General features: G+C 65.3%; 9 protein-coding genes. 6 read left to right on the top strand and 3 right to left on the bottom strand.

The annotated features are described in order from the left end of the window. Positions 1-410 precede the first annotated feature (410 nt). Positions 411-1,766: a hypothetical protein gene (locus J3P32_RS16715; RefSeq protein ID WP_210441305.1), complete on the top strand. Its 1,356-nt coding sequence runs from the start codon at positions 411-413 to the stop codon at positions 1,764-1,766. 346 nt (positions 1,767-2,112) lie between these two features. Here the strand turns inward: J3P32_RS16715 and J3P32_RS16710 are convergent, their stop codons facing one another. The 3 genes from J3P32_RS16710 to J3P32_RS16700 form a co-directional block, all read right to left on the bottom strand. Beyond that, the gene (locus tag J3P32_RS16710) at positions 2,113-3,801 is read right to left on the bottom strand and encodes a kelch repeat-containing protein (protein WP_210441304.1); all 1,689 of its coding nucleotides are present in this window, start codon (positions 3,799-3,801) and stop codon (positions 2,113-2,115) included. A gap of 355 nt (positions 3,802-4,156) precedes the next feature. After that, positions 4,157-5,029, bottom strand: a complete 873-nt coding sequence (locus tag J3P32_RS16705) for a tyrosine-type recombinase/integrase (RefSeq protein ID WP_210441302.1) — start codon at positions 5,027-5,029, stop codon at positions 4,157-4,159. A gap of 298 nt (positions 5,030-5,327) precedes the next feature. Further along, on the bottom strand, positions 5,328-6,443 hold the full coding sequence (locus J3P32_RS16700) for a serine hydrolase domain-containing protein (RefSeq protein ID WP_210441300.1): 1,116 nt from the start codon (positions 6,441-6,443) through the stop codon (positions 5,328-5,330). A gap of 402 nt (positions 6,444-6,845) precedes the next feature. Between J3P32_RS16700 and J3P32_RS16695 the strand changes: the two genes are divergently transcribed. The 5 genes from J3P32_RS16695 to J3P32_RS16675 all read left to right on the top strand — a co-directional run bounded on the left by J3P32_RS16695 (position 6,846) and on the right by J3P32_RS16675 (position 13,111). Then, positions 6,846-8,186, top strand: a complete 1,341-nt coding sequence (locus J3P32_RS16695; protein WP_210441298.1) for a hypothetical protein — start codon at positions 6,846-6,848, stop codon at positions 8,184-8,186. A 240-nt stretch (positions 8,187-8,426) separates the two neighbouring features. Then, positions 8,427-8,951: a hypothetical protein gene (locus J3P32_RS16690; protein WP_210441296.1), complete on the top strand. Its 525-nt coding sequence runs from the start codon at positions 8,427-8,429 to the stop codon at positions 8,949-8,951. 1,729 nt (positions 8,952-10,680) lie between these two features. Then, entirely contained in the window at positions 10,681-11,400 is a 720-nt protein-coding gene (locus tag J3P32_RS16685; RefSeq protein ID WP_210441294.1) for a hypothetical protein, read from the top strand. Then, complete coding sequence (locus tag J3P32_RS16680; RefSeq protein WP_210441291.1) at positions 11,397-11,993, top strand: hypothetical protein; 597 nt, start codon at positions 11,397-11,399, stop codon at positions 11,991-11,993. The genes J3P32_RS16685 and J3P32_RS16680 overlap by 4 nt, the downstream gene beginning before the upstream one ends. Continuing rightward, positions 11,993-13,111 carry a ComEC/Rec2 family competence protein gene (locus J3P32_RS16675; protein WP_210441289.1) on the top strand — a complete coding sequence of 373 codons (1,119 nt, stop codon included), beginning with the start codon at positions 11,993-11,995 and terminating at the stop codon, positions 13,109-13,111. The genes J3P32_RS16680 and J3P32_RS16675 overlap by 1 nt, the downstream gene beginning before the upstream one ends. Positions 13,112-13,333: the final 222 nt, after the last annotated feature.

Below are 13,333 nucleotides of genomic sequence, written 5' to 3'. Positions count from 1 at the left end.
AAGCGCGGTCGTAGGTGGCGAAAAGCGGCCATGACGGACGGCGCCGGCAAGCGGCGGAGTGACGCTGATCGCAAACGCCTGATAGTGGCTCTCGACGGCCTCCGCGCCAGAGCGACCCTGACCAGGAATCACGACGATCAGGCGGAGCAAGTACACGTAGTCCGGGGGGCAACCTACCACCGACAGAGGCTGCAAGAGACGTGCTCGACCTGCGGCAACTCAACCACTTAGCCCGTCGGCTTACACGCTCCGCCGACCGGCGGCTCGGTTGACGAGGTCGTCACTTCTCACAGATCCTTCGCTGGTTCCTCGAAGCCGCGCTTGTGGGGCCACGACGCGTCGTAGCGTCCTCGCAGGCGACGGAGGTCGAGCGCATGCGACCCACGGGTGGTGTAGAAGGGGCTCAAACGATGCGGCGATGGACGGCGACGATGGGCGCGGTCGTGACGGCCGCATTGATAATGGGGCTGCTGTCCGCTGCCCCGGCCAGCGCAGCGGACTGGCGCGATCGCGGCTGGTACGGCTGGCTGAAGGTCAAGATCGTCGGTGAGGAGCCTGCCGGGTGTGACGACTGGGCGTGTTGGGACGGCCACGGGACGAACACAGAGGTGTTGTACCGGGTCACCGGCTCCAAGGCGCATGTGCTCACGGCGACCGGCACGGCATGGTCGGACGTGTCCTCATTGTCGTGCGCCAAGCACGAAACATGGCAATTCTTAGGCGCCGGTACGCCGTTGCGTTTCGGCAACGAGTTCACGGTGGAACCGCAGGGTGCTTCGGGGTACCGACTCTCGGCGTTCACAGTCATGGCGAGGGTCCTACACACCGTGGACGACTGCGCCGGCTACCGGGAGGAGTACACCGACCAGCCCGTCGACGCGTATGTCGGATGCGGCGCCCGGCCGACGTTTGAGGGGGATCCGGTCCCCTGTCAAGCGTCGAACCGCGAGCGTCTCTCTGGCACCGCGCAGTACGTCGAGCCGACGAGCCATGGCAACTGGTCCACCACCGCGGCGTGGAACCTGTCAGCTGACCCGGACAAGGACCCGTGCCTTACGGACCCGGCATGTTCGGCTGGCGACCTCAAAGTGTCGGTGTCCGACTCTGGAACCGGTGGCGACTTGGGGGCGGTGTGCGGCGACGCGGCGTTCACGTGGCGTGCGATCACTGGTCGGAAGACGACAGTGAAGAAGGGCGAGGGCGCATGCGTGTTCCTCGTCGGGAACCGCCTCAGCAAGCAGCTGATCAAGACATCTGTCCAGTACGGCGTACCGGTCGGGAAGGCGTTCGCCGGAACGCTGCTCCGAGAGGGGGTCGCCCGGTATGGCAGCGACGCCGCCTCGTGGGGCGCGAAGGCGCTGACGAAGTACGTCGTCATGCGGTCCATCGCGAAGTCGATCGGCACGGTCGCGGTACGCATCAACCAGATCGTGCTCGCAGGGAAGGCGGCCGGGTTGCTGGCGGTGCCACTGGCCGGCGCGTTCGTGGTTAGCCAGATCAAGGGCAACGACGCGTGCATTCAAGTCATCGTCGACAAGGACGGGACCTCGCACCGCGTCGATTGGTCGATGGTGTACTCGCACGCCAGCGAGAAGCGGCTCACCCAGGCGAAGGTGTACCGCAAGGACGCCAAGCGGTTCCAAGTCGACGACTACAAGCCGGTGCGCGTCGGGATGACGTGCGCACATGACGGCAGCGTGACCGTCGAGGGACGCCGCTCTGACGCGTTCCGGTCCAGCGTCTCGACGTGGTGGCATAGTCAGTAGCGAGGTGTTGGCGATGGCGTGAGCACCAAGCCGATCGAAGCGACGCGGAGCAGTGACGGGCCCTTCGACATGGACCGGCCCGTGCTCGCCAACCATCGGGGGAGCGAATTAGCCCTGGCGATCCGGCTGCGGAACCGCGGCCGCATGGCGGTCGACGCATCCGCTCATCGGCCGATCCGGATCTTCGAACTGCGCCGCCAGGCGGCGAAAGGACGCACCTGCCCGGCGAACTGCACGGGTCAGGTGCGTCCCTTGGGCGCCTCAGTCCGTAGTTGTCCACTCTTGGGAGCAGCAGTGATCGCTGCTTCCGCTCTACGCTCCGGTCAGCGGCTCTACGGCACGTGGGCTAATTGTTTCTTAGTCGGATGGCGTGATTGTGCTCTTCTCGATCGCATGAGCCTTGCTGGTCACATGCGTATGCCGTGATGCTGAGGGTCGCGTCCCCGGTGACGTAGCGGCGGGTTGTGGGCGTCACCGTGGCGTGCCATGAGGTCCTCGGTGGGGAGCAGTCGATTTCGGTGTAGAAGGGGCCAGTGACTTGTGCGCTGGTGACTGTTTGCGTGAGGTCGCCGAAGACGTAGACATGGGTGTTTCGGTCGCACGTGATGGAGCCGCTGAGAATTGCGCCGCCCGTTTTCGGAGTCAGGAGGCTCCAGGGATTGATTTCCATTCCGATGTCGAGCGGCCTCAGGACTGTGATCGTGAAGCTGGCCGTCGCTTGGTTGCCGGAGTTGTCGATGGCCGTGCATGTGACTGTGGTGACACCGAGCGGGAACGTGCTCTGGGATAGCGGTTCGCAGCTTAGGTCTGGATCGGGGTCGATGTTGTCCGTCGCTGAGGCGGCGTAGGAGACGAGTGCGCCCTCCGCGTCGGTGGCGGTAATTGTCATGTCACCTGGGGTGGTGATGGTCGGGGCTCGTGTGTCGGAAACGGCGGATGAGTAGACCTCGGCGCGTTCGCCTGATTCGCCTCCTGCGACCAGCACGTCACCGCCGGGCAGGGACGCCGCGGCGTGCCTGCCTCGTGCCGTGTGCATGTTCGCGGTGGAGGTGAACGTCCCGGTGCTCGGCTCATAAATCTCGGCACTGGCCAGTGTCGACCCCGTGTACGGGAAGGCGGTGAAGCCGCCTGCCAAGAGGACGGTCCCGTTGCTGAGCACCGTTGCGGTGTGCGAGCCTCGCGAGTCGGACATGTCGCCCGTCGGTGCAAACAAGCCGGTGGCGGGGTCGTAGAGCTCGGCGCTCGCCACAGACGCACCGGGGTGACCGGAGTGGCCTCCCGCAATCAGCACCATGCCATTCCGCAACTTGGTCGCTGTGTGGTTTCCGCGTCCGGCGGTCATGCTTGCTGTGGGGGCGAATGTGCCGCTGTCGGGGTCGAACAGCTCTGCTGTTGCCTGTGCTGGCGGGTCGTCTAGGTCGTTGTAGCCGCCAGCCACCAGCACCCGTCCATCGACGAGCAACGTCGCTGTGTGATCCTGCCGACTGATGTTCATGTCGCCTGTGGGTGCGAAGCTTCTCGTCGCGGGATCGTAGATTTCAGCGCTCGCGAGCGCCGAGTTGCGGAAGTTGAATCTGTGTCCGCCCGTGATCAGGACGCGGCCGTCGGCCAGGAGCGTCGCAGTATGGAAGGACCGCGCAGCAGACATGTCCCCGGTGGGCGTGGATGTGCCGGTTACGGGATCGTAGAGCTCGGCACTCGCGAGGGACGTGTCGCCGGCTTGGCCGCCGGCGAACAGGATCTTCCCGTTGTGGAGGAGGGTTCCGCTGAATGCCCAGCCCCGATCCACGGTCAGGCTGCCAGCGCGGCTGAACGTGGCGGTCGTCGGGTCGAAGACTTCCGTTGTGCGGCCAGGTGCCATGAGAACCTGGCCGCTGGGCAGTTCGATCGCGGGGAAGGACATGCCGCCGGTGGCCATGTCGCCAGTTCGCGACCAACCTGCCTGTGCCGTCGCCGCCTCGGCAACGACAGCCAGGTGGGAAAACATGAGCGTCGTTAACGCGGCCAACACCGATATCCAGCGCGTCAGCGGCAAGTTCGGCTGTCCTAGTGCGGATGGTGTAGTCATCTCAGCTCCATTCGTTGTTTGTGAGACGTCACCCTGGGAGTAGCGGACCGGTCGGTGTGGCAGCGGATGCCGTCGAGCGGCGACATCACGTTCCGGCGCGATCGGCGGACATTGGCGTCGTGAGTTTGGCGTCGATCGATCCACCTTCGGGCGACCATGCCGCGACTATGACCGTGCCGTGCCGCGGGTGGCTTGGGGCTACAGTCCCGACTGGTTCGGGAAGTTCGACTCGATTGCGACCCGGGTTGATGTCAGCACGTGCAGCGCCTGGGATATCCCGAAACGGGGGGTGGGCGTCCCACGCGAGCCGCTCTGCGTTCACTTACACGCCGGCGACGTAGGCGGTGATGAAGTGGACGCCGTGACGGTCGAGATTTCCGCGGGCGCGGTCGTAGTGCTCGGTGGTTCGTGGGTCGGCGTGCCTGGCGAGGATCTGGGCGTCGCGGAGCGGGACGCCCGCGTCGAGGGCGTTGGTGATGGCGGCGTGGCGGAGCGAGTGTGGGCTGATGTGTCGTGGGATGGCCGCGGCTTTCGCGATGCGGGCGACCATTCGGTAGGCGTCTCGGCGGTCGATGGGGTTGCCTGAGACGGGGCGCAGGATGAGCCGTCCCTCGGTACGGTCGCCGCGGCAGGCCTCGAGGACGCGCAGCACGGGCACGGTGATCGGCATGGTGGCTGGCTTGTCGCCCTTCCCGACGAGGTGCAGCACTCGATGTCCGCGAAGGGTTTCCGAATAGTCCTCGATCCGCACTGCGGCTGCCTCGGATGCTCGTAGGGCGTTGATGCCGAGGAGGAAGGCCAGCGCTCCGTGGTGGACGGTGAGCGTCTGGGCGACTTGGAGGAAGCGGATGAGCTCGAGGCGATCCAGTCCTTGGGTGCGGGATTCGTCGCGGTGCACCCGTGGCAGACGCGCGTAGACGGCCGGGTCCGACACGATAAGTCCGTCGATGTGGGCGTACTTGAAGTAGCCGCGGACGGCGTGCATCGAGGTGACGACCGAGGATGCGATCAGCCCGGCTTGTCCAAGGTGTCGGATGTAGAGCTCGATGTGGGCGCGCTGGATCCCGACGAGCGGATCGAGGGCGTTGGTCTCGCACCAGGCGAACCAGCGCCGCAGTTGGGAGGCGTACAGCGTGTGGGTGTGCCCGGAGTATCGGGCGAGGTAGGAGACGGCAGCGAGCTGGGCGGGCGTCATCGCATCGGGCTGGAACGGCAGGAGAGTGTTCATCGGTGTCACCTGGCGGAGTCGGGAAGCCCCGACCTGGTCCGCCGAATGAGGACGAGGCACTTGCCTGAGGCTAGGGCCGCGCCGCTGACCCGAGAACAAGGCGTGACAGGCATGCGGCGAAAGGACACGGCTCGTCGACTACTGACCGCGATGTGGGATTTCGATTCGCGGGGCGAGCTCGCGCCGGGGGCGGCCGAGCGGACGTCGACAGGTACGTACAAGAGGCAGGACAGGTTGGCGGCCTTAAGAGCGCGCCGTTTTGGAGTCAGCCGCACAAGGCAGTGGTCAGCAGCCCGTCGAGAACCGTGTAGGACCCTGCATCGCTCACCATCGCGACGACCGCGCGCTCGCCGTTCTCGCTCGTCCAAGCCTCGGTGAGGAAGCCCGGCACAGCGCCGCCATGACCAATCACCGTGGCGCAGCGAACATGTCTGCGACCTAGGCCGAGCCCGTACTCGACGTTCCCGCCGTTGCGCAGTTCCCCTCGAGGGCGCGCCATGTCCTCGAATGCCTCCGCGTCTAAGAGCTCTCCCGACGTCAGGCCGCTGAGGAATGCGTCCAGGTCACGCGCGCTGGACACCACGCCGCCCGCCGCCCAGGCGAAGCTCAGATCGTCGTGCGTGACGTCCCGCCGTCCCTCGTAGCCATGTGCGCGGGGAGGATCCGTCACGCGAGCTTTCGCCAGCGACGTGTCGCGCATGTCAGACGGCGCAAAGATTCGCTCCTGCAACACCTCCTCAAGGCGGTTGCCGGTCACGCGTTCCACGATGAGGCCGAGAACTATGTAGTTGGTGTTGGAGTAGCTGCTTTGCGTGCCGGGCGCGTGCACCGGTGCTTCTGTCGTCGCCAGGCGCAAGAGCTCGGGTGGATCCCAGCCGGGCGTCCACTCGAAGCGAGGTGAATCCGTGAAGTTGTACAGGCCACTGCGGTGGGCGAGAAGCTGTTCCACCGAGATGCGGTCGCCGCGCGGAACCATTCCTGGGAGCCAGCTCCGCACCGAGTCACTCAGGCTGAGCTTTCCTTCCTGCACCAGCTGGATGACGGCGGTAGCGACCATCGTCTTGGTGACGCTGCCGACCGGGAATCGATGTCGGGCGGTGACCGCGCCTGGCTCGCCGACGACGGCATGCCCGCCCGAGACGACACGTGTCTCGTCCCCTACCCGCACCAGCACGACCGCTCCCGGGTACGTACCCCGGTACGCCTCGAGGAGATACTCGATCTCATCCGCCGTTTCGTCAGCGTTCGGCCCCTCGGTAGCCGCTGTCCGACTGGATTCCGGTCCCACCGAGGGCGTCGGATCGGCTGTGACTGGGCTGCCCTCTGAGCAGCCTCCCAGCGAGAGTGCGAGAACACAGGTGAATGCGGCCAATCGGCGCATCGGACCATTCTCGCCCCGCCTTCGGCGAGACCAACATCCCGTCTAGACCGGCGTGCGGTGCCCCGCTCACTGTGTCCCCTGAGGTGCTCAGGCGATAGGCCCGTGAAGGGCGTCGCCTGGTTGTCGATCGCACTGCCTGCCCAGTTCCCGGCGGAATGGGCTAGGTCGGCATGACACCGATTCGTGCAGCAATCCCGGACTCTTGTTGCGGCGATGGGAGGTGTCTAGCCCGCCGGGTCCGCGTGTCTAGGCACGAGCCGACGTCACGCGCACACTTGATTCATGCGTGCGAGACAGCGACGCGGCCGCCAACGAACCGGGGGCACGCTCCTGGTCGTCGCGGCCCTCGTCGTGTGGTCGGCCGGCGACGCGGCGAAGGCCTCCTCGGGGGCCAAGCCGCGCGTGGCTGCGACCGGGGTTGTGGGTGCAACACACGCGTCGACCCCTGCGGTGCCTCGCGCATGCCGCACCCAACCATCGAGCGCGTGGACGATCGACGAGCGCAGGACACTGGTCGATCCCGTGGCCGGCACCTTGGGAGACCTCGTCGTGGACCGCAACGGGACCGCGACACTCGCACGCCGCGACTGGGCTGACGACGCCCGGATCGTTCGCACCTCGAGCCTTCCCGCGGCGCCGGGCGACCCGCAGACAGTGCCCGGCCCACCCCAAGGCGAGCCTGACCCGGACGAGCACGTGTCGACGTTGTTCCCCGACTACGACGACCACTTGGGTGTCGACGACTCCGGTGCCCTGACTACCTTGTTCCTCCAAGACCGGCTCCTGCAAAACGGACAGCTCGCCCCCCTGGGCTACAACCTCGCGCTCTCCGACCGACCGGCGGGAGGAACCTGGCTACCAACGCCCCACGTGGCAGACGTCGGCCAGATAGACCGCGCCCGACTGCACGTCAACGCATCCGGTGCAGCAGTAGCACTCTGGAACCGCTACCAAGGCCGCCTGCGTCTCTACGTGTCCTACCGGCCGGCCGCCGACGCAGCATGGACGCCCGCACAACGCCTGGCACCCGCCGCCTCCTTCTCCTGGGTCTCCGGCATCGACGACAGCGGCCGCGTCGTGGTCGGCTACGCCACCCACCCCGCAGACATCCGCTTCGTCACCGGCACTCCCACTGCCGGCTGGAGCCGGCCCCATCGGTTCCCCGACGGCATAGTCGAGGACTTCGCCGTCGGCGCAGGAGGCCACGCCCGCGTGACCCTCCTCCACGGCTCCGTCCACTCGAACTTCGACGATCGACGGACCTACACCATGTCCCCCACCGGCCGGTGGAGCCGCGGCGTCCCGCAACCGAGCACCGACAGCCTCCGAACCGTGACCGCCCTCGACGGTGCCGGGCGCGCGACCAGCATGCGGTGGGACAAGGAGCAGCTCGTCGCCCGCACGAGCGACCGCAACCGCCAGTGGCGCAAGCCATGCGTCCTAGCCCAAGGACTGCGAGGAAGGCGCCACACGTCCGAAGCGGACGACCACTTCGCCGTCAACTCCCGCGGCGACGCCGTCGTCATGTACCGAACCTGGAACCGCGCACGCGGAACCCACCTGTGGGCGTCCTACAAGCCCGTAGGGCAGCCGTGGACCGAACCCATCAAGCTGCCCGCCGGCGCCACCCGCCGCTACGCCGAGGCCCGAGCTGCCATCGGACCCGCCGGGCACGCCGCCGTCGGCTGGTCAGCGCGCAACCACAAGCGCATCACCATCGTGCGGATGTCCCCTGTTCCCTGACCGCCGAAGCAAAGAGGTACGCACAGCAGCTCCATGATCTGGACATCGCCAGATCCGGATGTCGCGAGCGTCCCCGACAGGCGGCGCAATGTCGCGCCCCGGACGGTACGCGGCGCAATGTCGCGCCCCGGACGGTACGCGGCGCAATGGGCTAGGTCGGGCTGCGCCGATGCGTGCACCAGGCCCATTTAGTCGTCGTGCTTCAGCGAATGTCGCTTGGCACGACTATGGTCCGGCGTCATGTGGGCTGAGGTCTTCAAGGTCGCGCTGGGGTCGGCCGGCGCACTACTCGTGTCGTGGGCGGTCTTCGCGTTCAAGGACGGTGGCAGGCGAGGAGCAAAGCGGCGCGCTATCCGGGAAGACCTCGAGCTCATCAAGTTGCTCGATGCGCCCGAGCATGAGGACGCACGGCAGCGGATCCGCGCGCGAGTGACAGTGCTATTGCAGCAGTACGAACCCGACGCAGACGCCATTAGGAACAAGCGCTCGCGGCGGCTTTGGGGAGGTGGGTTCGCAGGGGCCGCGATCGCGGCTGTGGCCGCGATCGGTTCGTTCGAACTCGAGTCAACCTGGGCCAGCCTGTTGCTCGGAGGCGTGCTTGGAATCGGCGTGAACATCGTGCACGACGTCGCGATGTGGCACTTCGATCGCTCCGAGCAGGATGCGGCCGTCGAGGCGACCCTGCAGGGGGTCTTGGGGACTGTATCGATGAGCGCTGAAGGAGTGGTGTCCAAGCCCGCCGAGACCTCCGGGTCGGACGCTTAGCTCATCCCGACACCTGACAACTGCGTCTATTGCGGCATGAAAACGAGCACCAGGAGCGCCCCGATTAACTGTCCTCCGCATCTCGGCGTGAGCAATGCTCGAGCGGACGCCACCAAGCGGCGCAATGTCGCGCCCCGGACGGTAAGCGGCGCAATGTCGCGCCCCGGACGGTACGCGGCGCAATGTCGCACGTGTAGCGCCGAGCCCGCCGGGGCCTTGATGTTGCAGCGGACCCCGATGTCGGTGCTGGCTCCTAGATTGCAGACATGGCGAATCGTCGCGCACTGTCTGAAGCTGACCTCGAGGAGATCGCGTCCTCATTGGCCGCAGGACAACCTATGACGGCGATCGCCTCACGCCTCGACGTGTCTTACAAGACGGTGCAGCACGCGCGTCGAAAGTTGGGGGTCGAGGTGAGCCGGAATCGAGCCCGGCCGACGTATCCGGCGGAACTTGGCGACCAGGTTGTTCGACGCTATATATCCGGTGAGTCCACAGGTCAGATCGCCCGAGCCATCGGCGCCTCCGATTCTTGGGTCCAGGGCAAACTTCATGCTGCCGGCGTCGCGCTTCGACCCAGCGGGAAACTTGCCGCGCGAACTGAGGAGTTGTCTGAGCGTTACCGGAACGGTGAGTCGTCTGGTCAGATTGCCGCTGCAATAGGTGTAACCGACACCGCAGTCCTGTCCAGGCTCAAGACGGTTGCCCGCCGCGAGCCAGGATGGGCTGCACGCGCGTTTGCAGTACGGCACGACGCCTTCAGCGACCCCTTGAGCTCGGCCGCGGCCTATTGGGCTGGGTTCTTGATGGCGGACGGATGTGTCTACGACACCGGCCGCGTCACCCTCGCACTACAGGAGCGAGATCGTGGACACGTCGAAGCATGGTTGAACTTTTTGGGGAGCTCCAACAAGCCATTGCAGTCACAACCCGTTAGCGCCAGCCGGACGCACCCCGCGGTGCGAGGACAGGTGAGTAGCCGCCGCATTGTCGACGATCTTGTTCGGCACGGCGTGGTGCCGCGGAAGACGCTTGCTGGCGTACCTGCCAGTGATGTTCTCGTCGCCAGCCCCGATTTCTGGCGAGGCATGATCGATGGTGACGGCACGGTCGGGCTCGCTCGCGGAAAGTACGGTCCGGTGCTGAGCCTCTGTGGGTCCCCCGTCATCATGGCTCAATTCGCAGGTTTCCTGTCGGTTGCGTTAGACGACTTCCGCCGCCCGAGCGTGCTCGAGCGCAAAGACTCAGGAGTCATACGTGTCGTACAGATGAGCGGCGTCCGCGCACGGCGAGTTGTTGACCTTCTTTGGGGAGCCGTCGATCTGGACTCATCCTCGGAGTCCCGCGGGGGCTTCTCTGCGCACCCATGCCTCCAGAGGAAGGTTCCTCGCGTGCGGTCTGCACTCGGTTGGAGGACACGAAGTGAACTCGGACTCGCCTGACGCGACGATGCGGCGATAAGACCAGCACTGTGCGGCCAGACGGGGCGCCATCGGCGGTGTCGAGGGCCCCCGCGCGCCACCCATGTCCACTGCCGACCGGGGGCATCAACCTCGGATTCGGATGTGTTGGCCGTGGCTGGCAGTTTGATGTCTACCGGTTGCGCCGGGCGCTTGGACGGTCCTGCGGTCGACTGCGAACATCTTCCCGTGGAGAAGCACCAGAGCGACACGTGTCGGCCCTGGGCGCACTAGGGTGCTATCGACCGGTCCGCTACGAAGGACGTGTGATGGCTGCTCGTGACGTCGCGATCGACGGTGCTTCTGTAGTCGTACGAGGCAACTTCAACCCTGCGATTTTCTCTCCGCGATGGTTCCTCGACGAGGAACTCATTGGATCGGCCGAGTTCGAGGACTCTGCTATCGAAATCATCAGTCCGAACCTCACTGTGTTCCGCATGGGCTGGGCCAATGTGCATTCGTCCAGCGACACCTTCCAGGTGAACACCCGCGACCAAGACGAGTTCGAGCGGTTGCGTGACCTCGTAGCTGGCGTTCTACGGACCTTGCGTCACACCCCTGTGGCCGTTCTGGGCTTGAATCGAGACATTCACATCCGGGTTCCTGACCGAGAAGCCCTTGACCGTATAGGTGACAGGATCACCCCTAAAGACATTTGGAACCCAACGCTTCCCTTAGCGGGACTTCGAGGAGTCACCATGTGGGGGAGTCGTCAAAACCAATACGGCGGACACATTCAGGTGACCGTCGAGCCCTCGCTTCGCGTCCCCAACGCGGTCTACGTGTCACACAACGACCACTACGATCTGTCGGTCCACGACAGCCCCCCTGTCGACCGGGTAACCGCCTACGATGAAGATACCGACGTGACTGCAACCAGCGGAAAATTGGAGGTGGCTTTGCAGGTCCTAAGCGAGTCTTGGTCCCAGTCGATGACTGCCGCCGACGAGATGGCGGGCGCCATCGAATCTCTAGGGCGCATCCCGTGAGCACTAGAACAGCGTCGCGTGAAAATGACACGAAGAACTTCACTGGGTGGCAGGACGCGGTCCGCTGGCGTTCCGAGCTGCTCAAACAGGTCAGACGAGACACTGATGCGGCGGGACAAATGCCTGCTAGCTCGGCGGCGGATCAGAACGAGGCTCTTCGTTTTCTTTCGTCGGTCAAGCAGCAAGCTGACGTGGCGGCGCAACGCGTTGAGCGGGTTGGCCGAATCCTAAGTTCGGATCGCCCGGCAGTGCCAGATGCCATCCGTGTTTCGGGCATGCAGAAGTGGGAGGGCCGCGTCCTGTCATCCGACGCAGACATGTTCACGGCTGAACTGGTACCTCTCGACGAAGACACATCAGACTTGAGTCTGGTTGCGGACTTTCAGCAGTCGCAGCTAGGTGCGGACGCACCAGCGATCGCCGGCGACGTCGTCTACGTGACTGTGCGTGAAGTGCGTGGAGCTCACGGTTACCCCTCTCGAACCTCAGGGATACGCCTCCGGCGGCTGGGCGCTTGGATGAAAGAGGAAGTTGACGATCAGCGCGCCCGCGCACAAGAGATGGCCGACATCCTCGGTCGCTTCACGCACTGATGACTCGGCGCAAGGTCGCGCGCAACGCGCCGCCGGGGGCCGACACCTTTGAGGTGTCGATCTTTGGTCCAGGCAAGGGGGAAGCCCTCGCGGTGCACCTTGGTGGGGGCGACTGGATCACCGTCGACTCGTGTGTCGAGCAGAAGACGAAGATTCATCCCGTTCTTCGCTACTTCGAAGACATCGGCGTGGACGCGGCGCAACAAGTGCGCTTGGTTGTAGGCACTCACGCCCACGACGACCACGTCGCCGGCATCAGTTCGTTGTTCGAAGCGTCAAGCTCCGCCAAGTTTGTTTCCTCCCCTGCACTGACCTCTGAAGAGTTCCTTGCTTCCGTCGAGGCGGACGAGGACATAGAGTCGCAAATGCGGAAGACAGTGCGGGAAGAATATCGGTCGCTTGTTAGCCAAGTGCTCGGCCGTGGTTTAGACGCGAGCGGACGTGGTTCGTGGCTGCACGCCATAGAGCAACGTGTTCTCTGGGAGCGCCCAAGCACCGCGACCTTGGCGCCCGCTCGTGTCGTCGCTCTGTCTCCTTCCGATGTGGCCATCGCCAGGTCCCGGTCATACTTGGCATCGGGGCTCGCAAAGGCCGGAGATCGTCGCCGCCTTGCAGCAGCTGACCCTAATGATTTCTCAGTGGCCCTCTGGGTTGAGTTTGGTCGCGAATCCGCGTTGCTGGGCGCTGACCTGGAAACGGGGCCAGCTGGCTGCGGCTGGCAGGCAGTGATCGCGTCGCATCGTCCCAGCGCATCGGCAAGCCTGTTCAAAGTGCCGCACCATGGATCGGGCGAGGCGGACCTTCCTGCAGTCTGGAGCCAGTTACTCTCCGCTTCCCCAATCTCAGTGTTGGCGCCGTTTCGGAATGGATCTGTCCAGCTGCCGACCGACGATGATGTGAGTCGACTCGTGGCCAACTCCAGCGCGGTGTATGCGGCAGCTTCATCAAGGTGGCCAACGCCTTCTCGCGCCGTCCAGCGCGCCAGGTCAACCTTGTCCGGTGTCGCTCAGAATGTCCGCGAACCTCACGGCCTGGTCGGGCAAGTACGGGCTCGTCGTAGCGGTGGCGACGCCGACTGGTCGATGGAGTTGTTCAGTCCAGCGCTCCGCTTGGAGTAGTTGCACAGGTGCAAGCCATTACTCGCTGAGTGCCCGGTGAACTTGGTCGGGCGCCCTTGCGTTGTTAGACGTTTCGGTGACGCGCCCGTCCTGGGATTTCTGCGTGCGCCCCGCGCGAGCGTCTGCGTCCGTGGCGGTCGAGGGTCCGCGGGCACGGGGCGTAGCGCTCGGCGATGCGGCGTTGACGGCGAGGAAGGGGACGGCCGTGGCGCAGCCGCGGAC

It is taken from the genome of Nocardioides xinjiangensis (assembly GCF_017916385.1).
GTDB lineage: Bacteria > Actinomycetota > Actinomycetes > Propionibacteriales > Nocardioidaceae > Nocardioides > Nocardioides xinjiangensis.
This window is presented reverse-complemented; position numbering and strand designations above follow the sequence as displayed.